Annotated in this window: 24 protein-coding genes; 6 read left to right on the top strand and 18 right to left on the bottom strand. The window is 52.7% G+C overall.

Annotated features, from left to right (window positions below):
• Positions 1-231 precede the first annotated feature (231 nt).
• The 5 genes from MKX70_RS11565 to MKX70_RS11545 form a co-directional block, all read right to left on the bottom strand.
• On the bottom strand, positions 232-1,452 hold the full coding sequence (locus MKX70_RS11565; protein ID WP_042239302.1) for an ABC transporter permease: 1,221 nt from the start codon (positions 1,450-1,452) through the stop codon (positions 232-234).
• A gap of 1 nt (position 1,453) precedes the next feature.
• Positions 1,454-2,200 carry an ABC transporter ATP-binding protein gene (locus MKX70_RS11560; RefSeq protein ID WP_042139777.1) on the bottom strand — a complete coding sequence of 249 codons (747 nt, stop codon included), beginning with the start codon at positions 2,198-2,200 and terminating at the stop codon, positions 1,454-1,456.
• Positions 2,197-3,684, bottom strand: coding sequence for a DEAD/DEAH box helicase (locus MKX70_RS11555; RefSeq protein ID WP_340840040.1), 1,488 nt, complete (start codon positions 3,682-3,684; stop codon positions 2,197-2,199). The genes MKX70_RS11560 and MKX70_RS11555 overlap by 4 nt, the downstream gene beginning before the upstream one ends.
• Before the next feature lie 164 nt (positions 3,685-3,848).
• The gene (locus tag MKX70_RS11550) at positions 3,849-4,625 is read right to left on the bottom strand and encodes an SDR family NAD(P)-dependent oxidoreductase (protein WP_340782796.1); all 777 of its coding nucleotides are present in this window, start codon (positions 4,623-4,625) and stop codon (positions 3,849-3,851) included.
• Positions 4,626-4,653: 28 nt separating this feature from the next.
• Positions 4,654-5,109, bottom strand: coding sequence for a chemotaxis protein CheX (locus MKX70_RS11545; protein WP_042239310.1), 456 nt, complete (start codon positions 5,107-5,109; stop codon positions 4,654-4,656).
• Positions 5,110-5,508: 399 nt separating this feature from the next.
• Here MKX70_RS11545 and MKX70_RS11540 point away from each other — a divergent pair, with 399 nt between their 5' ends.
• Both MKX70_RS11540 and MKX70_RS11535 read left to right on the top strand, forming a co-directional pair.
• Positions 5,509-6,411 carry a LysR family transcriptional regulator gene (locus MKX70_RS11540; RefSeq protein ID WP_042239313.1) on the top strand — a complete coding sequence of 301 codons (903 nt, stop codon included), beginning with the start codon at positions 5,509-5,511 and terminating at the stop codon, positions 6,409-6,411.
• Positions 6,412-6,470: 59 nt separating this feature from the next.
• On the top strand, positions 6,471-7,280 hold the full coding sequence (locus MKX70_RS11535) for a histidinol-phosphatase (protein ID WP_042239316.1): 810 nt from the start codon (positions 6,471-6,473) through the stop codon (positions 7,278-7,280).
• Between the two features lie 116 nt (positions 7,281-7,396).
• Here the strand turns inward: MKX70_RS11535 and MKX70_RS11530 are convergent, their stop codons facing one another.
• From MKX70_RS11530 to MKX70_RS11490, 9 genes are all read right to left on the bottom strand, one after another.
• Complete coding sequence (locus tag MKX70_RS11530; RefSeq protein WP_445323663.1) at positions 7,397-8,152, bottom strand: NADPH-dependent oxidoreductase; 756 nt, start codon at positions 8,150-8,152, stop codon at positions 7,397-7,399.
• A gap of 297 nt (positions 8,153-8,449) precedes the next feature.
• Positions 8,450-9,532 (bottom strand): RNA-guided endonuclease InsQ/TnpB family protein, encoded by a 1,083-nt coding sequence (locus MKX70_RS11525; RefSeq protein WP_340841646.1) that lies wholly within the window; start codon positions 9,530-9,532, stop codon positions 8,450-8,452.
• A gap of 9 nt (positions 9,533-9,541) precedes the next feature.
• Positions 9,542-10,102: a GNAT family N-acetyltransferase gene (locus tag MKX70_RS11520; protein WP_052416717.1), complete on the bottom strand. Its 561-nt coding sequence runs from the start codon at positions 10,100-10,102 to the stop codon at positions 9,542-9,544.
• A gap of 55 nt (positions 10,103-10,157) precedes the next feature.
• Complete coding sequence (locus MKX70_RS11515; RefSeq protein ID WP_052416718.1) at positions 10,158-11,090, bottom strand: metallophosphoesterase; 933 nt, start codon at positions 11,088-11,090, stop codon at positions 10,158-10,160.
• Between the two features lie 143 nt (positions 11,091-11,233).
• On the bottom strand, positions 11,234-12,019 hold the full coding sequence (locus MKX70_RS11510) for a potassium channel family protein (RefSeq protein WP_340840039.1): 786 nt from the start codon (positions 12,017-12,019) through the stop codon (positions 11,234-11,236).
• 110 nt (positions 12,020-12,129) lie between these two features.
• Positions 12,130-12,963: a DUF3891 family protein gene (locus MKX70_RS11505; RefSeq protein ID WP_197072992.1), complete on the bottom strand. Its 834-nt coding sequence runs from the start codon at positions 12,961-12,963 to the stop codon at positions 12,130-12,132.
• Positions 12,964-13,296: 333 nt separating this feature from the next.
• A complete protein-coding gene (gene sdhB / locus MKX70_RS11500) occupies positions 13,297-14,061 on the bottom strand; it encodes a succinate dehydrogenase iron-sulfur subunit (RefSeq protein WP_042139785.1) in 765 nt (254 codons plus the stop codon).
• A gap of 363 nt (positions 14,062-14,424) precedes the next feature.
• Complete coding sequence (sdhA, locus tag MKX70_RS11495) at positions 14,425-16,167, bottom strand: succinate dehydrogenase flavoprotein subunit (protein ID WP_042239322.1); 1,743 nt, start codon at positions 16,165-16,167, stop codon at positions 14,425-14,427.
• A gap of 42 nt (positions 16,168-16,209) precedes the next feature.
• Positions 16,210-16,875 (bottom strand): succinate dehydrogenase cytochrome b558 subunit, encoded by a 666-nt coding sequence (locus MKX70_RS11490; protein ID WP_042239323.1) that lies wholly within the window; start codon positions 16,873-16,875, stop codon positions 16,210-16,212.
• 454 nt (positions 16,876-17,329) lie between these two features.
• Here MKX70_RS11490 and MKX70_RS11485 point away from each other — a divergent pair, with 454 nt between their 5' ends.
• A complete protein-coding gene (locus MKX70_RS11485) occupies positions 17,330-18,229 on the top strand; it encodes a LysR family transcriptional regulator (RefSeq protein ID WP_039306940.1) in 900 nt (299 codons plus the stop codon).
• Between the two features lie 81 nt (positions 18,230-18,310).
• On the opposite strand, the gene MKX70_RS11480 is transcribed toward MKX70_RS11485, so the two are convergent.
• The 4 genes from MKX70_RS11480 to MKX70_RS11465 form a co-directional block, all read right to left on the bottom strand.
• On the bottom strand, positions 18,311-19,966 hold the full coding sequence (locus tag MKX70_RS11480) for an ABC transporter substrate-binding protein (RefSeq protein ID WP_042239325.1): 1,656 nt from the start codon (positions 19,964-19,966) through the stop codon (positions 18,311-18,313).
• A gap of 61 nt (positions 19,967-20,027) precedes the next feature.
• Positions 20,028-20,927: a carbohydrate ABC transporter permease gene (locus tag MKX70_RS11475; RefSeq protein ID WP_340782775.1), complete on the bottom strand. Its 900-nt coding sequence runs from the start codon at positions 20,925-20,927 to the stop codon at positions 20,028-20,030.
• 14 nt (positions 20,928-20,941) lie between these two features.
• Positions 20,942-21,898 (bottom strand): ABC transporter permease, encoded by a 957-nt coding sequence (locus tag MKX70_RS11470; RefSeq protein ID WP_042239326.1) that lies wholly within the window; start codon positions 21,896-21,898, stop codon positions 20,942-20,944.
• 241 nt (positions 21,899-22,139) lie between these two features.
• Positions 22,140-24,407: a helix-turn-helix domain-containing protein gene (locus tag MKX70_RS11465; RefSeq protein ID WP_042239330.1), complete on the bottom strand. Its 2,268-nt coding sequence runs from the start codon at positions 24,405-24,407 to the stop codon at positions 22,140-22,142.
• A gap of 374 nt (positions 24,408-24,781) precedes the next feature.
• On the opposite strand from MKX70_RS11465, the gene MKX70_RS11460 reads away from it, so the two are divergent.
• Genes MKX70_RS11460 through MKX70_RS11450 form a run of 3 tightly spaced genes read left to right on the top strand, consistent with a single transcriptional unit; the run spans position 24,782 to position 26,780 of the window.
• Positions 24,782-25,153 (top strand): GntR family transcriptional regulator, encoded by a 372-nt coding sequence (locus MKX70_RS11460; RefSeq protein ID WP_340840038.1) that lies wholly within the window; start codon positions 24,782-24,784, stop codon positions 25,151-25,153.
• Complete coding sequence (locus tag MKX70_RS11455) at positions 25,150-26,091, top strand: ABC transporter ATP-binding protein (RefSeq protein ID WP_340782768.1); 942 nt, start codon at positions 25,150-25,152, stop codon at positions 26,089-26,091. Before MKX70_RS11460 ends, MKX70_RS11455 begins: the two co-directional genes overlap by 4 nt.
• Complete coding sequence (locus MKX70_RS11450; protein ID WP_042239338.1) at positions 26,088-26,780, top strand: hypothetical protein; 693 nt, start codon at positions 26,088-26,090, stop codon at positions 26,778-26,780. The genes MKX70_RS11455 and MKX70_RS11450 overlap by 4 nt, the downstream gene beginning before the upstream one ends.
• Positions 26,781-26,830 lie beyond the last annotated feature (50 nt).

Below are 26,830 nucleotides of genomic sequence, written 5' to 3'. Positions count from 1 at the left end.
GTTGCAGCATTCCCTGTTCCAGCCAAGTAGAAACGGCTTTGCTGTCCTTTTAAGGGACGGTGTTGTTTCAGCGAGAAATAGAAGGATAAGTCATCGTGTGAACATATAAATTCATATATTTTGAAATAAAGAGGAGAACCCCCTCTATTTAAAAATGGCCTCACGCTCCGCGTTAGCAGAGTATGAGGTCATTTTTCATGTGCATATTTTTGTTGATAAAAAGAGTCTGTTCTACAAGTCATCCTCATCCGTCCGGGCTTCCTTACGGGTGGAATAGGCCTTGAACAGATAGGCCAGCAGCGCTCCGCACGCCAATGTTCCCAGAACCGGCAGCGGACGCGCTCCCGCCTGAAGCAGAAGAGGCAGTCCGGTCAGCAGGGCCAGCACCAGATGCGCCCGGAATACAAACTGGATGGTTCCCTTGCCCTTGCTGCCTTCCGGCAGCGGATACACGGTCAGCCAGAACGACTCGCTGTGCAGCTTGCGCAGCGCCGTCAGCTGAATCCCCATCAGGAAGAGGAAGAAGATATAAATGCCGCTGCCGGTGTAGCTGTCCTGATTCATCCAGACCAGGAACAGGTCCAGTACGGCAATCCGCAGGACGATTCCGAAGATATCGCCTCTGGCGAAGCTTTTGGTCAAGAGGAACCGGTAGGCGGAAGACCGCTGCCAGGTTATGCCGCCGCCCCACCGGGACAAATAGCGCCGGGCATAGACCCGCTGCTCACGTCCTGGGACATCAACGAACCAGCCGAGGACCATAAGCGCCCGGGTTCCCTGATTCTTCTCCATCGTAATCAGGCGCTCCCACGGAACAGAGTGCCGGCCGGGTACGGCCAGCGCGGCCGCGTAGGCTGCGGCCAGAATCACGATAAAGATCAGCGCGCGGACAGAAGGCTGCCATACCCAGGCAGCAACCATTAGGATGCCCACTGCCCAGCGCAGCAGGTTGTAGCCTATGGCGGCCGGACGGGAGAGCATAGCAGTCTCCCGCCATAACCCGTAGCTGGCGAGCAGCTTCACCAGGATAAGGACCAGCAGCGTAACCAGCAGTCCCTTATGGGATGTATCCGTGCGTATGTACAGCGGCCATAACGTAATCAGTACAAAAGCCAGGCGCAGGATCTTCCACACATTCCCGCTGACCCATGAAGGGGCGAAATACTCCTTCATCCGGTGGCCCTGCGGCAGCAGGAAGATCGTATCCGGAGTCTGCAGATAGGTCCGGAAGCTGCTGTGCACCGCCGCAGGCACCAGCAGGACCAGCATAATCCAGCGGATGGGAATGCCTGCCGGAATATCGCGCAGCAGTGCAGTATACCAGGCCGAGAAGATAATCAGGACCAGCAGAAACACCATGGCTACACCGCTCTGAATGATATAACCCATATAGGGGATCAGGCTTCCTGTGAACCGGCTGCGCCGCTGCCGGCGCAGCTCCTTCAAATCCATATCATTTCCCTCCCTGAACCAGCTCGTAGAACAGCTGCTCCAAATTCAAGCCCTGCAGCCCGGCCTTCGCCGTCATCTCGGCAAGTGTTCCCTCGGCGATGACCATCCCGCGGTGAAGCACAATGAACCGGTCACAATAGTTCTCGATGGTGGAGAGAATATGCGAGCTAAGCAGAATCGACGCCCCGGATTTCTTCAGATCCAGCATGAAATCCAGCAGCGAGCGGATGCCCAGCGGATCAAGGCCGAGAAACGGCTCATCGATGACATAGAGTGCCGGACGCGCTACGAAAGCGCACATAATCATTACCTTTTGCTTCATGCCTTTGGATAGATGGGAGGACAGGGTATCCATCTTGTCCTCCATATTAAAGAGTGCGGCCAGCTGGCTGGTGCGCGATTCGTAATCACTTCGCTCCACGCCATAAGCTCTGGCAGTGAATTCAACATGCTCGCGGACTGTCATTTCCTCATAGAGCAGAGGGGATTCCGGTACAAAGGACAGTGCGCTGTGATAGCTCTCGGGGTCGCTGCTGCGCGTCTTGCCCTGTACGGTAATCTCACCTTTATGCGGGGACATCAGACCAAGAATATGCTTCATGGTTGTACTTTTGCCCGCACCGTTCAGACCGATAAGCCCGACCATTTCACCGGGCTGCACCTGCAAGCCGATATCATGAAGCACCGGCTTGTTCAGGCTGTAACCTCCGCTTAAACCCGTAATTTGCAATACGGGGGCTGTGTTCATTGACCGTCACCTCTCGGGGTTTTGTTCTTGAGCCACTTCGGGGCTCCCTTATTCTTGCGGTTCTTGTCCCGCTCCGCATTGCTGCGTGCCTTGCCCGCAGGTGTCGCCGCGCTGCGCGTGCCCGCGGCAATCCCCGGCCGGTGCTGCTCACGCCGCACCGTAACACCGCTGCCAGCCGCTGCGCCCGGCTGCCCTGCCGGCGCTTCGCCGCCCGTCCCTCCGGCTGTGCCAGCCGCCGAGGTCCGCACCTGCGGCTTGCCGGCGCGCGGCGCAGCTTCGCCGCCGCGCGGTTCAACCCCCTTGCGGCGAGCGTTCCCGCCCCCGCCGCTGCGGAATTCACTGCGCTCGCCCTCCGCCAGCGCCTTCCCAAAGGCCATTTCCCGCTCGTCCAGCTGGATATCCAGCTCGCGGGCGAATTTGCGCATGATGAACGTCTGCTGCTCCGTAACAATCGTTACGGACATTCCGCGTTTGCCCATGCGCCCCGTCCGTCCGGCACGGTGGACATAGTGCTCGGAGTCAAAGGCCGGATCGAAGCTGACGACCAGCGTCAGATTCTCAATGTCCAGGCCTCTGGCCGCCACGTCGCTGGCGACCAGCACCTTGAGCTTGCCGTCACGGAAGCGGGCCAGCACGTTTGCGCGCGTAACCTTGTCGGCATCCCCGTACAGCGCTGCGGCAGGAAGCCCCAGATGGTTCAGCTTCGCGGTCACTTCAGCAATATCATCGGTAGCATTGACGAACACAATCGCCCGCTCCGGCTTGTAGTGGCGGATCACCCGGCGCAGCATATCCACCTTATTCCGCTCCTCGGACACCACGTAGTGATGTTCAAGACTCTGGGCCGTCATCATGCCGGGATCAATACCCACCTCTGCGATGTTCTTCATTTCCTTGTTAGCCAAGAGCTTGGTCTCCGGTCCGATGGTCGCGGACAGCATAACCAACTGGCGTGTGCGCAGCGCGCTGCTGACGATCTTCGTCACTTCGCCCGCGCCGCTGAGCTGGAACATCTGGTCCGCCTCATCGAGAATAATCGTCGTCACCTCATGCATCTTCAGCTTGCGCAGCCCGATCAGCTCCCGCACGCGTCCCGGCGTCCCCACAACCAGCTGGGGATGCTCGCGCAGCTTGTCAATCTGGCGTTTGATCGCCGCCCCGCCGATCAGCCCCATCGCCCGGATGCCCCGGTGTGCTCCGTAGCGCTCTGCTTCGCGGAGAATCTGCATCGCCAGCTCCTGGGTTGGTGCCAGCACCAGCTTCTGCACCGCTTTCTGGTCCGGATGGATCCCTTGCAGCAGCGGCAGCAGGTAGGCCAGAGTTTTGCCTGTCCCAGTCTGGGATGCAGCCAGAACATCTCTTCCTTCCAGCAGAAGCGGGATCGTCTGCTCCTGTACCGGGGATGGTTCGGTGATGCCGAATTCAGACAATCGGGCAACGAGGTCTTCCTGAATGCCGATGGCTGCAAAAGAAGCTTTATTCATAATAGGTATTCATCCTTTTCGCTTAAGATAATATGTTCATTATATGCCAAAAAGGCCTCTCCACCAAATGGAAGGCCATAAGTTCCAATCTACGCCATATTTTATTTATGTAATTCCATCCTGCATGCAAAAGGGGACAAGCCGTTTGCTTCATAGCTGAGTAATCATTTTCTGTTCATAGCGTTATAGGTCAGCTTATCCGCCAGCCGCGGGAACAAGCCGTATAGACGAATTCCGAAGGCTGCCAGACCGGGCAGATCCACTTCTTCCTTGCCTTTCTCCATCAGCTTCACAATCTTCGCAGACACATGCTGCGGAGTCATCATGATCCGGCTTACGCTTTTCTCATAATTGCCTGAAGGGTCGGCGGTCTTGAAGAATTCGGTGGCGATGGGTCCGGGGTTCACGGCCGAGACAATAATGCCGCTCTTGCGGAGCTCCTGGCGGAGCGCATTGGTGAAGCCGAGAACAGCATGTTTGGTAGCCGTATAGGCAACCGCACGGGCTGTACCGATTTTGCCGGCCATAGAGGCCACATTCACGATCTGACCGCTGCCGCGCTCCAGCATATGAGGCACTACCGCCTTGGTGCAGCGGACAATCCCCATATAGTTCACGTCCATCATGGCATCGAACTCGCCGGGCTCCATCTCCGTAAAAGCCGCAAACTTGCCATAACCGGCATTGTTGAGAAGAATGTCGATTCTGCCGTACTGGCTGAGGATTTCCCCGAAGGTACGCTCTACCGCAGACTCATCGGTCACATCACAGACGAACAGTCCAAAAACGCCCGGTATTCCGGCCGCGGTTTCTTTCAGCTTGTCTTCCGAACGGGCCAGCAGAATGGGAACGGCCCCACGCTGGCTGAGCATCTGTGCCGTAAGCGCACCGATGCCGCTCGAAGCTCCTGTAATAACAACAACCTTGCCTTGTAATGCCATGGAATGTGTTCAGCTCCCGATTATCCGCCTAAGAGATCATAACCTGAATATCAAGCTCCCCGATGCCCTCCATCAGAAGCGGAATACTAAGCGCTCTGCGCGGCAGGATGGACATGCTCTCCGACTTCATCAGCTTCGGCGGGGTAATGTCTACAGATACCCCTTGATTGGAAAGAATAGTACTGGCATTGCCGCTGATCATGTTGCCAAGCTCCGAAATGGCACTCTGGCCCATCTCGTCCATTTCCGTAATCACATAGCCGCCCATCATGGCCGACACCATCTTAAGCGCCACATGCTCGGCGATTCCGAAGATAATATTCCCGCTGAGCTGACCTGTCATTCCCACTTGAATCCATATATGATTATCGATCAGTTCAATGTCCTTAATACCCAGAATACCGGTAGACGGCGAGACTTGTATCACCTGTTCAATAACAATTCGTGCAGACTCTAGAAACGGATTGATTACTTCTGCTTTCATGAAAGTGCTGTCCCCCCTCGACCAGGCTTTAGTCATATACCAAAAGTCCTAAGCAATAATGATTTATTATACTTCATATATCGGCATTATTCACCAAAAATTAATGGTCTTGTCGAATGATTTCACAAGATAGTTTGGACAGCGACATTGCCCTGCCGGGTGTAATCTCCTATAATTTAATCAAATGCCAACACTGAACGTAAGATTTGCGGCGCAATTCCTTCCGGGTGCAGCACTCACTGCGTATTTCCCCCCACATTTTCTGGCAGACAATCCGCAGCATGCAGACCCTGGCCCATCAAGCTGTTAACGGCGCAAACGTCCTCTGGAAAGTAGTCACTTTCCCACAGCGATACAATATACGGCGGCACCAATCCGGTAGCCATTAGGGGGCAGTCCATGAATATCAGCCAGCTTGAAACACTGATTACCATTTCCAAAACGATGAGCTTCCGCAAGGCGGGAGAACTACTCAATTTGACCCAACCGGCGGTTTCAGCACAGATCAAAAGTCTCGAAGAAGAATTCAAAACCCAGCTTGTGGACCGGAATCAGCCTGTAACCCTGACAGACCGGGGCCAAGTATTCCTCACGCATGCGGAGCAGATTGTAGGTATCGTTGAAGAACTTAAGCAGCGTCTTGCGGATCTCGAGGAGAATCCCCAGGGGCACATTATTCTCGGAACGACCACCTCCATTGCCATTCAGATTTTGCCGCGGATTCTGTCCTATTTCCAGGACCAGTTCCCGCATATCAAAACCTCGATCTCGTCCATGTCCTCTTCACAAATCTATCAGCATGTCGAGAATGGTCTTGTTGATGTCGGAATCGGCTATCTGATCGGCCGCAGTCCCGGAATGACAACTTCCGTCCTGTATTATGATACCTTTGAACTGGTCGTCTCGCCCCGCCATCCTCTGGCCCAGGTCAAATCGGCCGGTATTGAGGCGCTTGGCAAAACACCGCTTATCCTGCTGTCCCCGGACACCGTCGGCCGGAAATTCGCCGATGAAGTACTGGCCAAACACGGTATCCAGCCCCAGGTCATCATGGAGCTGACCAGCAGCGAAGAGGTGAAACGGATGGTGGAGCTGGATCTCGGGGCAGCCGTTATTTCCAAACAGTCTGTAACCGCCGAGGTCCGAAACGGCACGCTCAAAATCGTCCCGATCATCGAGCTCGAGGTCACCCACCCTGTAGGCGTCATCACCAAATCCGGCAAGTACGTCAATTCGGCCATGAGGCAGTTTCTGAGCGATCTTAAGGGAATGCCCGAAACCCAATTCATCGGCTCAGAGTAACTAATAATCACCAACCTGCAACCTATTCTGCCACTTTGGCCTAAGGAGATGTTACCTCTATGAATTTCGACCTGCATACCCATCATTTCCGCTGCGGTCATGCTGACGGAAGCATCAGGGATTATATTGAAGCAGGGATAACCGCGGGTCTTGATGTGATCGGGATTTCCGATCACACGCCCTATTTCGGAAGTCCGTCCGAGCAGGCTTTTCCGCGTATCGCGATGGCCAAATCGGAGCTTGTCCACTACGTGGAGGAGGTACTGGCTCTGCAAAAGGAGTACGAAGGCCGTATTGATGTCCTGCTCGGCATTGAGTCCGACTATTTCCCCGAGCATGCAGAGCTGTACCGGAAGACGCTTGCCGCCTATCCGTTTGACTATGTGATCGGTTCGGTGCACAGCGTGGACGGCAACAGCATCTTTAATAAAAGCCGCTGGAAGGGTCTGGGCCCTAAGCAGAAGCTGGAAGCCAAAGCGGAGTACTACCGGCTGATCGCCGAATCCGCGCGCAGCGGCATGTTCCAGATCCTCGGACACATTGATGCGATGAAGGGCAATTATCCGCAGTTCTCGGAGATCTCCGCTCCCCGGGAGATTGATGAAGCCTTAAGCGCAATCAGCGAATGCGGGCTGGCCATCGAGATCAACACCTCGGGCGGCACCAAGCTGTGCGGCGGCTGGTATCCGTCGGATGAGATTCTGGAGCGGGCGCTTCATTTCGGCGTGGAGGTCAGCTTCGGCTCCGATGCCCATAAGCCTTCCCGGGTGGCTGATCAGCGCAATAACGTTGCCGTGCGGCTTAAGGAGATCGGATTTAAGCACTGGGTCTACTACAAACGGCGTGAGAAGATTACAGTAGGACTATAGCTGTAGGATATTGGGGCGGCTTAATCCCCGGCTGGACAAAAATAAATGCACCGCATGCGGTTACGCTGTTGACGATGATTGCCATCGTCCGCCGTTACCGCTGCGGTGCATTTTTGCTATGGTTGTTCCTTATTGAGATTATCACAGGTGAAGCCCTGCTGCTTCAGCGTCCGCCCCGCGTCTCCGTACTGCGGATTCAGGGCATAGAAGCGGGCAATCGTACTGCTCCAATCCCTCCCGGTCAGCCCTTGAGCCCTAAGCGACTCACGGTGGGTCTCATTGTACTCCTGGATCAGGGCCTTCTGATCAGGGTTATAGGTTTCTTCATGATACACAGCCGCCATAGGAAGACGCGGCTTCTTCGGCAGCTCTTCGCCCGGATAGCCGATACACAGGCCGGCTACCGGGAATACATATTCGGGCAGCTGCAGCAGCTCGATCACTTCCGCTGTGCGGCGGCGCACGCCGCCGATCGGAATAATCCCAAGTCCCAGCGACTCCGCAGCAGCCACCGCATTCGCTAACGCAATGCCGACATCGGTTGCACCGACCAGCAGCGCATCCACATCCCCTGCCGCTTCAAACGGCTGGTCTTCCAGCTCTGCCGCCAGCCGGGCCCGGTGAAAGTCCATGCAGAACACCAGGAATACCGGCGCTTCGGCCACATGCTTCTGGTTCCCGCTCAATACCGACAGCTGCTGCTTCCGTTCTTCGCTGCGTACCGCAATGACCGATACCTGCTGGCCGTTCACCCAGGATGGAGCGGCCTGGGCTGCCTCAATTATGGTCTTCAGCTTCTCTGGTTCTACCGCCTGCCTTGTATATTGCCGGAAAGAGCGGTGGTTCGTAAGTAGTCTAATCACTTCGTTCAAGAGCTATGTCCTCCTCGCCAAATGCTGTTTCTGTATATCCATCATAGCCTAATGACTCCGGCTACCGCCAGCAGAAACAAGCGAAACCGGATTCCGGCATAGTGCTCGCCACAAAAAAATGGACCCGAATCATCGGGTCCCAACAGCAGTTATATTTTCAAAAGGGGGTCATGTACTTAGTTTAACCGGAGACTGTTAGAGTTTGATAACGGCATTATTTCATTTGTGTAACAATATCAGCCTACCCACAGCTAAACAGTGGGATTGTAAGTAATACCTGAGTACTCCTACGTTCGGCTAGCTGACAATAGCCCTTCTCCTAATATTAAGAGAAGCATTGTAGTCGGCGTTAGCAACGAATCCGCACGACACACATTCAAACTGGTCTTGAGTTTTTCGGTTTTCTTTGTCTGTATGACCACAGGAAGAACATTCTTGGCTTGTGTACTTCGGGTCAACGAACACAACAGGAACGCCATTCATTCGAGCCTTATATTCTATGAATTGACGTAACTGGAAGAATGACCATCTGCTTAATCGTTGTCGTTGCGACTTCATAACCGTCTTACTCTTCTGCTTGTTTTTTGAGATACCATTAAGGTTTTCTAATGCAATGACAGAAGAGTGCCTTTGAGCCTTTTCAACGATATTCTTAGAGATGCAATGGTTTATATCACGGGCCATACGACGCTCTTTTCTAGCACGCTGTTGTAACCTTCTTTTCGCAGCCTTAGTTCCTTTGGATTGCAGTTTGGTGCGCAGACGGGAATATCGCTTGCGAAGGTTATTGATCTTTGCACCACTAAAAAATTCACCTTTACTATCTGTTGCAATATTAACAATACCTAAATCAATACCTAATACTTCAGATGTATTGATTCTTTCACCTTCAGGAATTTCTAAAACTAATAAAAGGTAGAAAACACCATTTACAAAAACAAGATCCGCTTGACCTCGAATACGTCTATCTTGCATGACGGAAATATGGTAGCCACTAATAAACATAGGAACTTTAATACGACCTTCAACGGTAGCTAAAGAGACATTTCCCAATCCTTTTAAAGATAGGATACGTTGGTCATACACAATGGCACCGTCTAATTTGAATTGACATTTTGTTTTTTTATTTAACTTGTATGCTTCACAAACCTTGGCGATTGCACGAATAATCAATTGAGAAGAAAGATTTTCAAATTCTATACGAATTGGGTAATAACACAATTGCTGAAGTTTTACTTTAGAAAAGCAATTACTCTCGTAAGCAATTATACTAATTCGATTACATGCCTGGTTAAACTGTTCCATTGTACGTTTAAGTGCTTGATATTGTTCTTGTTTCGGCAATAATTTTATTTTTGTTGTAATAAGGATTCCATTCACCTTCTCCAATTAAAAAGAATGAGCTTCTTTGCGATTTGAGTTTGTGAATACTTTCATTACATCGCCCGAGCCGTCCGCCATCGGCAGTGTCCGCTCCAGGGTCAGACCATTCTTGAGCATCACCTGCTCTGATCTGAGGTTGTCCCCGCGGCAGCGTCCCTCCACCTTCAGCAGTTCCAGTTCGCGGAACCCGTAGGCCAGCAGCAGCCCCAATGCTTCAGTGGCGAAGCCGCGCCCCCACCATGTTGGATTAAGCATATACCCCAGCACCGCCTTGCCCTCATGCCGGTTCCAGTTCTGCAGGGAGACCGACCCGATCAGCTCCGGCTGTCCTTTGAGATAGATGCCTGCATGCAATGCGCAAGGGTCATAACCATGCAGCATCCGGTTCACCAGCTTATCCAGAACGCCCTGCTGGGAGGATGAGCCCTGGCGCAGCTGAATATGCGGCTGCACCTCCGGATGGGAGAGCAGCGCCCGCAGCACTGCGCCGTCAGCGGATGTCATACTTTTCAGTTCTACCGCCGCTCCCTGCAGCGCCATACCCATAATCGCTTCATAAGTGCTCATGAACTTCACCCTCTTCTGCTGCTCTCGTTAAGCCGCATCCTCAAGCTCTGCCGTCTTACTCCCGGCGCAGAGTCAGTACAGTAAGCTCCGGCCGGCACATGAAGCGCAGCGGCATCATGGTTTCGCCGAATCCCCTGTTCACATACACCGGCATCGCCTTATTCTCTGTGTAATACAGGCCGTCTATGTATTTCTGCGAGCCGTAAGGCGTGAACGGCGCACCCAGCAGCGGCAGACGGATCTGACCGCCGTGGCTGTGCCCTGAGAGCTGCAGGTGAAACGGATACCCTTCCGCCGTATCGGCGTAATCCGGCTCATGCATCATCAGCACCGTGAACGTGCCGTCCGGGATGCCCTCGATTGCGGCCTCCGGGTCCGGCTTGCCATGCAGCATATCGTCGAGTCCAGCCACCGCCATCACGGCTCCGCCCTGCTTGATCAGGTAGGACTGGTTCCGCAGCACACGGAAGCCGGATTCGTTCAGCAGGCGGGTAAGCAGCTCCGTATTCTTGTAATCATGGTTGCCTAGGATGGCATACTTGCCCAGCGGAGCTTCAAGCTCTGCCAGAATAGCGACCGAGTCTGTCAAATCCTCGGCATAGCTGTCCACAATATCCCCGGTGAAGCAGATCAGATCCGGCTTCTCCTCCTTGATGTGCTTAGTCAGCCGGGCCAGATCATGCGCATCCTTGTTGAAGCCCAGATGCACATCGCTGAAATGAACGAGCCGGGTTCCGGCAAAAGCTGAAGGGAGGTCCTTCAGAGGCAGCTCCCTCCGCGTAATCTCCAGCCAGTTAGGCTCGCCCTGCCAGGCATAGCCGCCGGTAAGCAGGCCGGCGCCAACTACGGTTGCCGCCCCCCGGGCGAGGAACTGGCGGCGGGTCATTTTGCGGCTGCCAGCCCCCTCTTTCTGCGGAGGGGTATAACCGCCGGTACCTGCCGCCGGCAGGTCAGACCTGGGAGAGCCCCCGGACGATTTTGTACTCATAGGGAGATTCTCCTTTCTATCCTCAAATCTATTCGGTTAATGCCGTTTATGTTCGTATACTGAGCATGCTGCGCTTATTGGCAACACTTCCAGTTCATCCGTCAGCGCCTGAGATACGGCTAATCGTCAGGCTAATCTGCGGGTTAATCTGACCCCTTATCGCTTCCAGGCCGCTTCGGCGGAATTCCGGCATCCTGTGCTTCCTGTTCATCCTGTGCTTCCTGTTCTTCCTGCTCCCTCTCCTCATGCTTATCTGTTACAGCTTCTTCCACTTTGTCATCAATGTCCACTTCTATGGCCGCTTCAATCTCTTCTTCAGTGGTGTCGGGTCCGAGAATTTTGCGGAACAAGCCCAGCATGGACAGGGCATAGGCAACGGTTATGAAGCTGAAGCAGATCTGCATGACTACAACAAGCCGCGAAGTGTTATCTATGGGAGCCACATCCCCGTACCCGACTGTCGTAAATGTAGCTACGCTGAAGTACAGGAAGGTGATCAGCTGGCTGAGCAGATCCTGGCCTATCCCCTCGCCCTGGAAGGAAGACTGGCCAAACAGCTTATATATGGATGTATATACAACTGTAAAAAAAATAATGCAGCTAAACGCAGCGATGCTGATCCGGACCAGTGTATGCTGCAGCCTGACTTCCTTGCTGTTGGAGTCCTTGATCTCATGAAAAATAAACAGAATATAAAATAGGACCGAAGCCAGGACAAAAATCAGAATCAGACCGCGCAGTCCCTTGTTGCCGGGCACAATGGTGCCTAGATCGATCAGGTCCAGCAGATCCTCAACCGAAATCAGGGCATAGATCAGAATGGGGGCCAGCAGAACTCCTTTGCCCATCCAGCTCAGCTTGATCCGGAGAGACCACAGCGCCAGCAATATGATTACAGCAAAATTGAAAATCCATATCCACCACGCCATGGCCTTTATTCTCCTGTTCTCTGCATCCGGCAAGCTTTTATCGGGAAAAGTTACCGGTATTCCGCTGATAATGCCTCACCGCTCATAACCGCTTATATTCCCCACTTCCATTAGCCCGTTGTGTGCCCGCCAGCACCGGACTTCACCTTCGGCTCTTCTCCGGGTCTGCTGGTTACAGTAATCCGGCACTCTTCCTCAGGTGTCTCCCTGTAAGCTGCAGCGATGCCCTTAAGCTTAATGTCCTTCCGGCTAACCCGGCGCTGCTTAAAACATATCCCGACATCCTTGGTGAATGGGAACGGGTCCAGAATCAGCGTGGACTTATCCTGCCACTCTGCCTGAATAGCCTTGCCTGAGGTGAAGCTGAATTCCTCGCTGCCCGAGAAGCCGTCTGCGAACCAGGGATGCTTCTCGGACTCGGCGCTGCCCGGCTCGCTCAGCGCCAGAAACAGCGACAGGTCATCACAGAACTGCAGCAGTCTGGCGTCATAATACAGTTCGCCTTCTTCAAGCGGCCGGCTCTGCTCCAGCTCGCGGTGGATACGGGCTCTGCGCTCCGCTTCATCCTGCAGATACTGTGTCAGCTCCGGGCATTCCTCACCGGATACTTCGATCAGCCGTTCGAAATGCGAGCTGCACAGCAGCGCCCCATAAGGTGTATCTGATTCAACCTCGTCGATGCCCCGTCTGTAGAAGGTCAGCTTAGGCACAACGGGGAAGTCGATGAAGCTGTATGGCGCCCCCTCTGCATCGTTCCAGAACGGCGTCTCGTCGAGATCAATCCAGCCCCGGTCATGATTGCTCACCGCCCGCAGCACTTCAGCCCGGCGGCCTTCCGCAGGCGTATGCTCTTCCTTGAACCACTTCGCAAATTCCCCGGCCAGCAGGCCGTGCTCATGCTGCTTCACCATCACAAACGCTCCGTCCTGTTCACGACAAATCACTGTAATTCCTCCCCGTTGTCCACTGCTTGAATACTGCATTTAACTATATGGATTATAACATAATTCCCTATATTGATTAGAATCCGGGTGATCCAGCCACTCTATGTATGATCATGACCCAGTAAGAAGACTGTCTAAAAATGTACCCGTTTAATAGCCTGAAAGAAACATATTCTGCTGCAATAGCCCTTTCCAGTTCCAACCGGAAAAGGAAATGAACTCCTGGCGCAAACAGGCCGTTCAGGAAATACTCCTGAACGGCCTGTGATTTAAGGACAGCAGCTGATTACACTGCCGCAGATATAAATCGTAAAGAAAATGCAAGCTGTATAGTTACACGCCCAGCCAGCGCTTGAACATATGCTTAGTCGTCTGCTTATTGATCTCGGCAATGGAGGTGGTCAGCGGAATTCCCTTCGGGCAGGCGCGCACGCAGTTCTGCGAGTTGCCGCAGCCGTCGATGCCGCCGTCTTCCATCAGCGCTTCCAGACGTTCGTCAGAGTTCATCTCGCCCGTAGGGTGGGCGTTGAACAGGCGCACCTGCGAAATAGCCGCAGGACCGATGAAATTGGTCTTCTCATTGACATTCGGGCATGCCTCCAGGCAGACACCGCAGGTCATGCACTTGGATAACTCATAAGCCCACTGACGCTTCTTCTCCGGCATCCGGGGTCCCGGACCCAGGTCATACGTGCCGTCGATCGGAATCCAGGCCTTAACCCGCTTCAGGGCATTGAACATCCGGCTGCGGTCAATCACCAGGTCACGGACCACGGGGAAGGTCTTCATCGGCTCAATGCGCACCGGCTGCTCCAGGTTATCGATCAGCGCTGCGCAGGCCTGCCGCGGCTTGCCGTTGATCACCATGGAACAGGCGCCGCATACTTCCTCCAGACAGTTCGATTCCCAGCACACCGGGACTGTATTGTCACCCTTCGCGTTCACCGGATTGCGCTGGATTTCCATAAGCGCGCTGATCACATTCATTCCCGGACGGTAGGCAAGCTCGAACTCCTCCGTATACGGGTTCGTTTCCGGCTCGTCTTGGCGGGTAATGATAAATTTTACGTTTTTGGGAGCTGCTGCAGTTTCCGCCATGTCAGTTACCTCCTAAAAGTTTTGTGAGCATAAACCTCATCGCATGATTTCGTACAAAACTAGCTTCGCAAGCATAAACTTAGCTCCGGGTATATTACTTCTATGCAATCAGTCTTGGTCAGTTCGTTGCAATTGGAGATGGACTTAGTATGGATGCGAGTTCTATTGTATTTCATACAATCAAATCAGGTATTTCCGGCCTTAAATTGCATTCTATTGCAGTTTGTACATTTGAATTTTGCAATTAGCCCCTTTTGAGCTCCTGCAGCCAAATTCTGTTGCACAGAATACATTAGATTGCCTTTTAAAACGCTCAACCGGGCGATTCTGCTGTACAAAATACAATAGAACGCTACAACCCTGTTAGTCCTTCGAGTAATCCCGCACCCGCGGAGGAATCAGCGACACATCCACTTCCTCATATGAGATCTGCGGGCCGTCAGCCGTCCAGGCGGCTTTGGTCGTCTTGAGGAATTCCTCATCATTGCGGGTAGGGAACTCCGGCTTGTAATGCGCGCCCCGGCTCTCGTTGCGCAGCAGCGCTCCGAGGGTCATGGCTTCTGACAGCTCCAGCATATTCCACAGCTGGCGGGTGAAGGCTACGCCCTGGTTGCTCCAGCGTGAAGTATCGCTCATGTTGATGCGGCCGTAGCGTTCCTTTAGCTCTTTGATTTTGCCGATGGTCGCTTCCAGCTTCTTGTTCTCACGCACCACGGTCATGTTGGCCGTCATCCATTCGCCAAGCTCCTTGTGGATTACGTAAGCATTCTCCGTGCCTGTCATCCCCAGCAGAGACTCATATTTGTCTTCTTGCGTCTTGTGGAAGCTGTCAAACACCGTGGAGGAGATATCCTGAACCGACTTCTTGAGCCCCTTGATATATTCCACAGCCTTCGGCCCCGATACCATGCCGCCATAGATCGCCGATACCAGCGAATTTGCTCCAAGGCGGTTCGCCCCGTGATATTGATATTCACATTCCCCTGCGGCGAAGAGACCGGGAATATTCGTCATCTGGTTATAGTCGACCCACATGCCGCCCATCGAATAATGCACAGCGGGGAAGATTTTCATCGGAATTTTGCGGGGATCATCCCCCATGAACTTCTCGTAGATCTCGATAATGCCGCCCAGCTTGACGTCGAGCTCCTTCGGGTCCTTATGCGAAAGATCCAGGTACACCATGTTCTCGCCGTTAATGCCCAGCCCCTGATCCACACACACATTGAAAATCTCACGTGTTGCGATATCGCGCGGCACCAGATTGCCGTAAGAGGGATATTTCTCTTCGAGGAAATACCACGGTTTACCGTCCTTATAGGTCCAGATACGTCCGCCTTCTCCGCGCGCTGATTCCGACATCAGCCGCAGCTTGTCATCGCCCGGGATGGCTGTCGGGTGGATCTGGATGAATTCCCCGTTCGCATAATGCACACCCTGCTGATATACAGCGCTTGCAGCGGTTCCTGTGTTGATGACCGAATTCGTCGTTTTGCCGAAAATAATCCCCGGACCGCCGCTGGCCAGAATGACCGCATCCGCCGGGAAGGTCTGAATTTCCATCGTCTTCAGATTCTGGGCGCTGATGCCGCGGCATACGCGTTCGTCATCGAGAATGACGGAGAGGAACTCCCAGTTCTCGCTTTTGGTCACCAGGCCTTCGGCTTCCCAGCGGCGCACCTGCTCATCCAGCGCATACAGCAGCTGCTGGCCGGTTGTCGCTCCGGCGAACGCTGTCCGGTGGCGCTTCGTCCCGCCGAACCGGCGGAAATCAAGCAGCCCCTCCGGTGTGCGGTTGAACATAACGCCCATCCGGTCCATCAGGTGAATAATGCCCGGTGCGGCTTCGCACATCGCTTTGACCGGAGGCTGGTTGGCCAGGAAGTCGCCGCCGTAGACGGTATCGTCGAAATGCTCCCAGGGCGAGTCGCCCTCGCCCTTTGTATTCACAGCGCCGTTGATGCCGCCTTGCGCGCAGACCGAATGCGATCTTTTGACAGGGACCAGTGAGAATAGATGTACATGCGCGCCGGATTCGGCGGCTTTGATGGTAGCCATCAGGCCGGCCAGACCGCCGCCCACGATGATAATATCGGCTGATGCCATGATTGTTCCCTCCTAAATTACGCTTAAGTTGCTCCTGTATTCCTAAATAACGCTGCTGAGCGACTGCATCGCGGTGGCTGCGGTTTGAAATTCATCATCACGGAACGTCACCAGTGACAGTACGAACATGAAGGTAACCAGTACGAATACACCGAGACAGAGGATAGAGGACACCCGCTGTGAACGCGGCCCCACAGTGATACCCCAGCTGATGAGGAAGGACCATAGACCATTGGAGAAATGGAAGCAGGCTGCTACGATACCGATGATGTAGAAGGTCATCAGCAGCGGCTGGGTTACAATGTTATGCATAACTCCGCCCAGCTCATCATGCTCTACATTGCCAAGCGCCACCTGGACACGGGTATCGTACAGATGCCAGACAATGAAGATGAAGGTGACGATTCCGCTGATACGTTGCAGCGTATAACGCCAGTTTCTTTCCAGATTGTAGCGGTTCAGGTTCGGCTTCGACTGATAAGCGATGTACAGACCGTACACTCCATGGTACAGCAGCGGCAGCCAGATGCCGAACAATTCCAGGAAGAAGACCAGCGGCAGGCTGTTCAGCCAGAGCACACTGTCTGTGAAACCGGAAGCGCCACCCTCTACTGCTGCGAAGTTCGTCAGCATGTGCTCAAGGAAAAAGGCCCCAAGCGGGATAACGCCGAGCAAGGAATGAATCTTTCTGGAATAAAATCCTCTCATAAAGTGTCCCCTTTCCAATTAAAACAGCGTTTTCACAAGTGTCTTTTTAAAGAGCATACACCGCCGGGAGTACAGTTGAAACAGGGCAGCGGCAGGCTGCAGCAAGCAGCAAAATGTCTATTTGCACCACTTTTCATTGTTTTCCCGGACTTTGCTTTATTATTCACAATATGTGAATATCTTGTGTCACTTTTCATGTTACTCTTTTTTCGCTTATAAGGGAATTGCAATCTAATTATTAATCGTTATACAATAAACGCATAAGAATATTTTTAATATGATAATAATTCTCATTTAGACTGCGTATTCACTTCAGATTCAGCCGAATTCTCATATAAATCAACGATCTCCCGGCTCCCGGCTATGCTTTTTATCACTCATTCATTGGAATTCTTAACCAGCAATTACCTAATACAATCCGCTGTTTACAGATTGGGACAAAGGAGTGCTTGTAATGTACGATGATTTAGACGCTTTTGCTGCAGTTGTGGAGCATTCCAGCCTGAACCGGGCCTCCCGCCAGCTCAACCTGTCCCAGCCAGCCCTATCCCGCAAAATATCCAAGCTGGAGGAACGGCTCGGGGTCGCCCTGTTTCACCGTTTCGGCAAGCGGCTGGAGCTTACGGAGGTAGGACGGCTTACTTATACCTATGCGCTGGAGCAGCGGCAGCAGCGCTCCAAGTTTCTGGAAGCGTTGTCCAAGTTCAAGGAAGGCGAACCGCAGCTCGTCACGCTGGGAGCCAGCCTGACCACACTGCAAACCACGCTGCCTCCGCTGGTGAATGCCTACATGGAGAAATACCCGGCGGCTGAGCTGAAGCTGATCACCGGGAAGACGCATGAGATGGTTACCGCAGTCAGCGAGGGCAAATGCGATGTCGGCATCATCGCCTCCCAGGTTCAGGAGCCGGGGCTGCGCTGTATCCCGCTGTTCGAGGACCAGCTCCGGCTGGTCGTTGCCGAGCACCATCCGCTGGCCCAGTCTCCGCGGCTCACGATGGAGCATCTCTCCCGGCTGCCGATGATTCTCTTCTCCAAGGGCACCTGGTACCGCCGGACGACTGATGATCTGTTCCAGCGCTGCGGCGTTGATCCCGATGTGCGGATGGAGATCGACTCCTTCGAAGCGATTGTCCGGCTGCTGCCGACCATCAAGGCCGCTGCGCTGCTGCCGAAGTCTTACCTCCGCCCGGAGCTGCTGAACGGCGGGGGACTTGTCTCCCTGCACATCAAGGAGCTCGAACAGACGCAGCGGACCACTTGCCTGATCTACCAGGGCAGCGGCGGACTTAGCACTGCAGCACGCTGCCTCGTGCAGGTGACTGAAGAAGTATTCCTGTCCGGACGCGAATAACAGAAATCACCCGGCAAGCTTCCATATTGCTACGGATTAGCTTGCCGGGTGAATGTGTTACAGAGATTTTATGACATAGAATTAGCGGAACTTACCTGCATCAATGGCAGCTTGCTTCTCATCGAGAACTTCCTGGTAGCCTGCTTCAAGGTAAGTCTTCTTGGCTGCTTCATAGGTGGCGTCGAATTCAGCTTCCGGGGAGAGCACGACCTTCACGTACAGCTCCTGGAACAGCGTGTTCAGGTCCGCCTTATACTCGTTTACCTTTTCAAGCACTACATTGAACAGCGCATCCGGCGTGCGGAATTCCGCAACCTCGTCGTAATATTTCACTAAATCATCAGCAAGCGTCTCGTACCCGGCTGGCGCCCAGTTACGCAGGTTAGCCGTACGGGTTTTGGCCGCATCAGGATACTGTGCAATTTCAGTCACAAGGCCCCAGTAGTCCTTGTTATTGTTCTGTGCCAGGACAGATTCGCCTTTGAAATCAGGATTCTTCAGAGCGATGCCATCTGCGTCAAGTGTGTAGTTCTCCCCTTCGATACCGTTCTGGAACTTGAACAGGTTCTCCGGCTGGCTCAGCCATTCGAGATACATCCATACCGCAGCACGTTCCTCAGGTGTCGATTCATAGTTAATTCCCATGATGAAGCCGAACGGCCAGTAAGCGCGTCCTTGAGGCTTGTTACCTTCCGGAACACCTGCGTAAGGAGGCACTACGGCAAATTCAGCTTCCGGGTTGTTCTGCAGGGTAGCTGCAAATACATCCGTATTGTTTGCCAGGTAGAACGCGAAGTTCCCTGTTTTGCCGGAAACAAATTCAGCTTTGACTTTAGGCTCGTCGTTACGCAGATAGAATTCCTTATCAAGCAGACCGTTATTATACTGATAGTTCAGGTTTCGTAGGTAAGCCTCTGTATCAGCCGTGGTAAGGTCAGCTACGCTAAGGTCGGAATACAGCGCACGATATTTCGCGTCAACCGGCCATTCACGGAAAGCATAGTTAAAGTTGTAGAAGTTCTGCAGCAGGTTGCCGCCGGTCACACCGAGTCCGGCCTCTTTCCATTTCGCCAGCATCTCGTTGTACTTCTCCAGCGAAGTCAAATCCTCAACCTTCATGCCAACCTTTTCAACCCAGTCCTTGCGGATAATGTTGACGAAGTTGTCGGCTTCAGGGCGGGCAGCGAAGAAGAAGGTTTTCTGATCATCCACTGTACCATACTGCTCAATAGTAGGACCCATGTTTTTCCAATACGTTGGTGCGTAATTTTCGATTTCAGCATGGTCCAGCGGCTGCATAACATCCTCACCATAATAAGTAAGCGCTTGCGGCATATCGTAATGGAAGATGATATCAGGGGCTTTATGCGATGCCAGCAGCTGCTCGTAATCTGTTACCTCTTTGGCGCGGGTAATCGGCACGTAATTGACTTCGATATTGTACTTGTCGCCAAATTCCGCTTGTACCCAGCGGGTATAATAGTTATCGGACACATTCCAGCCCTCATACGCCCGTTCGTAGACCGGAATATCCAGCGAGACCTTCTTCTCGAAGCCCTTGGAGTAATCAGGGAAGCTGCCTTCAGTCTGGTTCGTGGCTGCTGCTGATTCTGCCGGGGCTGTGGTAGGATCAGTGTTTGCATTTTTAGCGTTGTTATTTCCCCCGGAGCATCCGGCCAGCATGCCAGCCGTCATGACTGATGCCATCATTAACGAATACATTTTTCTTTTATTCATCAAAATTCCCCCATTCTAATTTTCGGATTCAAATAGAATTACTATATACTGGAGCCCCAGATTACTCCTTGACCGCTCCGAGCATAACACCTTGAACGAAGTATTTCTGGACGAACGGATACACACAGAGAATAGGCAGAGTAGCAAATACTACAACGGATGCCTTAAGGACCTCCGGATTACTAAGCTGGACCTGGGTGGCTTCCAGCTGGAAGCTTTCACTCGCCTGGATAACCAGATAATAGAGCTTGAGCTGCAGCGGCCGCAGGGAGATCTCATGCTTAATATAGAACAGGGCATCCTGGTAAGCATTCCAGCGGCCGACTGCGTAGAAGAGCGCCAGTGTCGCCATAATCGGCTTGGACAGCGGCAGGACAATGCTGAACAGGATCCGGAAATGCCCGGCACCGTCGATCCGCGCTGATTCTTCCAGACTTACCGGTATACCGTGTGTTAGCGAAGTCTTCATAATCAGCAGATTGAAGGCACTGAACGACAAGGGCAGAACCAGTGACCAGATCGTATCCATCAGTCCCAGATTGTTAATGTTCATATAGTCTGGGATGATGCCTCCACTGAAGTACATCGTGAACAGGAAGATGAAGGTGATGACCCGGCGGCCCTTGAACTGGGCTCTCGACAGCGGGTAAGCGGCGCAGATGGTCAGAATCATCCCCAGAATGGTGAACAGTACAGTCACGATAACCGTGATATACAGTGAACGGAGGATACTGGCATCCGCGAAGATTTTACGGTACGCTTCGATGGTGAAGCCCTGCGGCCACAGAAAGACCTTATTGGCAATGACAAAGGAGTCAGAGCTCAGGGATTTCGATACGACATGAATAAACGGCAGCAGGCATATGAGCGAGACTACGATGATTGCGAAGCGGATCAGAAATTCCCAGGTATCTATACGTGCTTTATGGGGTGCGGCAGAGCCCCCGGCTGTTGCTTTCATGGTTCCTCTCCTTTCTACAATATTCCATCCTCGCCAAGTTTCTTGGCTACACGGTCCGCGGAGATGACCAGAATAATACCGATAACGGACTGGAATAATCCGATGGCTGTCGCCCGGCTGAAGTTGCCGCTCTCGATCCCCCAGCGGTATACCAGCACCGGAATGGTCGTTGTGAACTCTGTGGTGGCTTTATTCTGCAGAGCGTAAATACGCTCGAAGGAGCCGTCCATCACTTTCCCCAGAGCCATGATCAGCAAGGTCACAATAGTCGCACGGATGGAAGGCAGCGTGATATTCCACACTTTTCTCCAGCGTCCTGCTCCATCGACCGTAGCCGCTTCATACATCTCAGGGTTAATCCCGCTCATCGCCGCCAGGTAGATAATGGTACCCCAGCCCATACTCTGCCACACGCCGATGGCCAGATAGCTGATCAGCCAGTTATTGTCCTCCTGCAGGAACGGAATACGGGTACCGCCCATGAGTTCAATCAGATTGTTGACCACACCGCCTCCCTCACTGAGAAGCTGGTAAGCGATAGCCCCGATAATGACCCAGGACAGGAAGTGAGGCAAGTACAGTATCGTCTGATTAATGCGCTTGAAGCGTATGCTTTTGACCTCATTCAGCAGCAGCGCCAGTACAATCGGCATCGTGAAGCTGAAGCAGAGATCAAGCACATTGAGCAGCAGCGTATTCCGGACGGCCTTAATGAAATCAGCCTTGGCGAAAAGCTCCTGGAAAACCTCCATTCCGGCCCAGTCACTGCCCCAGAAGCCCCGAGCAATTTTGTAATCCTTAAAAGCGATTACAAGTCCGGTCATCGGCAAATATTTGAATACGATTACAAATGCCAGCGGAAGCATAACGAGCAGGTAGAGCTGCCAGTCACGCTGCAAATAATATCCGAATCCCTGTTTCTTTTTTAGTAAAGGACTGTGATTTGTTTGTGAAGCGCTCGCAACTTTCAAAATTGTCACCTCCTGCCTCCAATGTTCTTCTTGCCGGCCAATGTCCTCCGGCTCGATTTCTATGCTAGCCCCTTTGCCTGATATTGAAAATCATGAGTATTGATGATCACCATCAAATTTGATTGAAGTGCGCTCTCAAAGGCCTCTGCAGCATTATAATGATCAAATATGATAGGCATTCCCAAAATTAAAGCGCTTTCAAGAAGTAAAGAAAGCAGCCCCTCCGGCCAGGAAAAGGCTCCTAGGAGCTCTTACTCTTGGCCGATTTGTAGCTGCTTGGCGGCATGCCTTCATATTTACGGAAAAAGCGGTTGAAGCTCTGAACATTATAATAGCCAACCTCTGCTGCGATTTGCTTGATTGAGCATTCTGTATCGAGCAGCAGCTCTTTGGCCTTCTCGATCCGCAGCTGATTCACAAAATCAATCATGCTATTGCCGGTTTGCTCATAGACGATCTTGCGCATATAAGAATAGCTGATGCCGATTTCCTTGGCCATATCCTCGAACACAATCTCTTCACGGAAATTTTTCTTCAAATAATGAATGATTCGTTCTGCATGATTGGTTTCACACGTGCTGCGGTCCAGGCTCTGTACGATTTCAGTGAAGAAACCATGCAGATATTCCTCCAGCTCATCCAGTGTATCCATTGCAGCAAGAATGGAGTACACATTCCCTCTGCCCATAACCATCCGGCCTGTGCTGATATGATTCTCGCGGAGGTGCTTGATCGTTGCCCCCATCAGCTGATAGTAGATGAACATAATATTATCGTAGGAAATATTCTCTTCCGAAGCGATCTGGCTGCGGATGCTCTGAAGCTCTTTGAATATCCCCGCCAGATCACCGGCATCCAGGAAGTTGAGAATCCTCCGCTCACTGCTCTCGGAATCGAGATATTTGCGGCTGCCCTCCTCTTCATCGTGCCAGTACATAATGCTTCCCGCCCCGTTGATCATCCGGTGTTTGATGACTTCCATCGCTTCAAACAGCCGCAGGGCAACCCTCTCGGGTGCATCAGCCAAATCACTTACCCCGATCGTGACTGAATGCTCCAGCATTTCGAGGGATTGATCCCGGATCTGCTCCAGCGCCTGACGGAGCAGCTCCTCCTTCTCCCCGGACTCATCTGGAGCAAAGTTCAGCACAATCACTATACAGCCATCGTTATGATATACACTGCGGGCGAGTATCCCCTCCGGGAAGAAGCTCTCATACTTCGCATTGAGCAGATACCGGTGATAGCTGCGTGTCTCCACATTGGTATTGCCTACATACCGCCGGTACTGGTCGATAGACACCACAACAACTCTGTAGCATACTTCCGGAAAAGCCTCCGTGATCCGAGGCGGAATCTCACCCCGCAAAAGACGGTGAACAGCAAGACTCCGGGTATCCTGCTCACGCTCCTGCAGCAGCTGGAACAGGCTTTCCTCTTCCTCCTGCATGCGTTTGAACGCCATATTCAGGAAGGCCAGCTCATTCTTATTGACCACACCCAGGTCGCTCTTCGAGCGGATCGTCCGTACCAGCTGCCGGAGGGGCCTGGACAGCCAGGTTGCAAGAAAGATGGCAAGCAGCGTCCCGAGCAATATGATAGCTCCGGTAAGCAGAATGATATTCCCCTTCATATCCCGTGATCTGATCATCAGCTCATCCATGGAGCTCCAGCTTACATTCCACCATCCGGACAATGCCGAGCGGCTCCAGGCGTACACCATCCGCTTGCCGTCCAGTTCGCGGAAAGTGTAGCCTTCACTAGCTCCCTGGTTCAGTATTTCCTGAAGGAAAGGCAGCTTTAGGCCGTCGGAGAGCAGCAGGGACTGGTCATTGAAGGAAATGACTTTGCCGTCCGAGTCCAGCAGCAGATAGTTGCTGTCTCCGCTCTCTGTTGCATGCAGATATTTGCCGATCTGGCTCTCTTTCAGGTTGACTACGATAATTCCGCGGGTTGTGGATGACAGACGATTGAGGGGATACACATACGATACAACATTTTCTCCCGACTCCAGCTTACGGGGAACCCAAACCCCGCTGATACCTCTGCGTCCTTCAAGCGCTTCATTGATCCAATCGATGGACTCGTACCGTTCCAGCGTCGTGATGCTGTTGTCAGTAGAGAACACATAATCCGAATCATTCAGATAAAAGTACGAAGAGTACACACCGTCTACCCGGCGGTTCAAGTTCAGCAGTTCTTTCGTTACGGAGAGTGCCAGGCTCACGTTGTTGTAATTTGCGTTAATTTCATCGTAGGTCTCAAAGCTGCGGATACGGTCAAAAATATTCGTCGCCGCCAGACGCGACGTGTCCTGAGCCAGATTGGCAAGCGCGTTCTCATTTAACTTGCGGCTCGCATTCAGCCCGGCAAGCGTGGATTCTCCAATGGCTACCTCTGAGTTCTGTATAATCTGTGACCCGCTGTACCATGTCAGAATCGCTGTCGGAATTGCCATGATGCAGAATAGAATCAGTGCCAGCTGCAGGATCATCGGTGTTTTTTTCATATTTGTATCCCCCTAAGGATGTCTCTATATGTAGCTGCCTTGAAATTATCTTATGTCCATATCTCAGCTGGCCGTATCGATATGTTACCGCTTACATTTAAATTTTCCAACCCCCTGATACAATTATTCTGTGCCTCGCGGCAAATCTCTCCGTCCGGATCACTTCAATGTTTTTAGTTTAACATTTCAAATTACTTTTTACATATGTGCATAGGAAATTTTTTCAAACAATTTCGAAATATTAGCAAGCCACCTGCCACTTATTCCTTAGCCGAAGCCCATTTCCGTCTTTGCAGGGGATTGTCACTTGACACCGGACCGATTTCCAACTAAGGTTAGTTACATAAGTAATTAACCAGTTAGGTGGTGAAGCGGTGGGTATCCAGATGGATGACAACCGGCCGATTTTCGTGCAGATTGCGGAGCTGATTGAGAATAACATTATCGATGGAACCGTGCCTGAGGAGACACAGGTGCCTTCCACAAACCAGTTCGCAGCCTTTTACAGCATCAATCCGGCAACGGCGGCCAAAGGTGTGAATCTGCTCGTAGAGCAGGGAATCTTGTATAAAAAGCGGGGGATCGGAATGTTTGTTGCAGCGGGAGCACGCTCCGAGTTGACGAATAAGCGCAAACAGCAGTTCTATGAGCAATATGTGGTGGCAATGATCCGTGAGGCCGCGAAGCTGGGCATTACTACGGAGCAATTGTCTGAAATGATCCGTAAGGGGGATGAGAACCGATGACGGGTACGGAGAAGAAGCATGAAGCAGCGGTAATTCCATCCGGCGCAAAGCTCGATTTGAGCCATGTGAGCAAGATTTTCCGCGGAGGCCAGGGCGTACATGATATCTCGCTGAGCCTGGAGCCGGGGATGATTCATGGACTGATCGGAGCCAACGGCAGCGGCAAAAGCACCCTGCTCTCCCTCATTGCCGGCCAGAGGTTCGCAGACAGCGGACTGGTCACGTATGGCGGCGTTCACGTGAATGAGCATGCAGCGGCACTAAGTCAGATCTGTCTGGTCAAGACCTATGAACGCTCCTGGGAGAACTACTCCTTGAAGGAAATCTTCAAGTTCGCCTCGATCTTCTACCCCTATTGGGATGAGCCGCTGGCCAGAGAGCTGATGGACAAATTCCAGCTTAAAGGCAGCAAGAATTACCAGCAGCTGTCACGCGGTGGCCAATCCATGGCAGGGATCATTAAGGGGCTGGCCAGCCGTGCTCCGCTGACGCTGCTGGATGAACCGGTAATCGGCCTGGATGCCTCGATGCGCGAAATCTTTTACCGGACCCTGCTTGAGGATTACAGCAATTATCCACGCACCTTTGTAATGACTACACACCTGATCGAAGAAGCGGAGAACCTGTTTGAACGGATGGTTTATCTCAAAAGAGGTCGTATCGCCTTCCAAGGTCCTGTAGAGGATTTTGCCGCCAACGCCGTCTATGCTTCCGGGCCCGCTACCGTGCTGGAGAAGCTGCTGGGGGATGTCCGCGTACTGCACAGTGAACGCCTGGGAGGCAAGCTGCTGCTTGCGCTTGAGAATCTCTCCGGCCCCGCCGAACACAGAATGCTCCAGGATCAGGGCATTGAGCTGTCTCCGGTTCCGCTGCAGAAGCTGTTCGTATATCTGACGCTGCGCGATGCAGAGAATTCGCAAGGAGGCGGAAACCGATGAGCTACCGTAGTTTAATGATGTTTCACCTGAAGGATTACCGCAGAGGCGCCTTGATTCTGCTGAGTATATTCATTTGTGTGGACACCGCCCTGGTACTGATGATGAAGTTTCTGCCCGCCTGGGATATGGGAACGGCGGACAATATCTTCAGCGTGAACCGGAATATTATGTCTATCTTCATGATCGTCAGCATGATCGTTACAGTGGCTATTACCTTTCCGCTGATGAGCAGCTTCAGTGTGACCCGCCGCAATTTCTACGTCAGCTCGCTGTTTGCCCTGCTGGCCTTCTGCATAACGGCTGCGCTGGCGGAGACTGCCGTGTATCTGATCGGCCGGGCTGTTCTTCCTTCGATTGGACTCCCGGTTGATGTGGACCGGCCGCTCCTGCTCTCCGCGTACATGTTCATGCTGACGCTGCTCGATGTCTCGGTAGCCACCTTCCTGATCGGCGCCTGTTTTTACAGATTCAGAGTAATCATTGGAACCCTCCTGGCCATCGTGTATTTCGGATCTGTCGCCCTCATTTCCCAAATGTTCCCCTCTATGGAGTACATGGAGAACTTCGCATTATTCTCGACAGATCCCGCAATGTTCGAGCCTGGAACCACTCTCCTCCTGTGGGGGATCATCGCCCTATGCGCGGGGGCTGGGTGGATGGTATACCGCCGGACTGACATCCGGATGTAGCCGTCTTTCTGAAGAGCAAAAAACGCCCGGCTGCACGTCAGCCTGGCGTT

Source organism: Paenibacillus sp. FSL R7-0312 (assembly GCF_038004445.1).
Taxonomy (GTDB): domain Bacteria; phylum Bacillota; class Bacilli; order Paenibacillales; family Paenibacillaceae; genus Paenibacillus_AQ.
The sequence above is the reverse complement of the archived record's forward strand: the minus strand, read 5'-3'. Positions and strand labels throughout refer to the sequence as shown.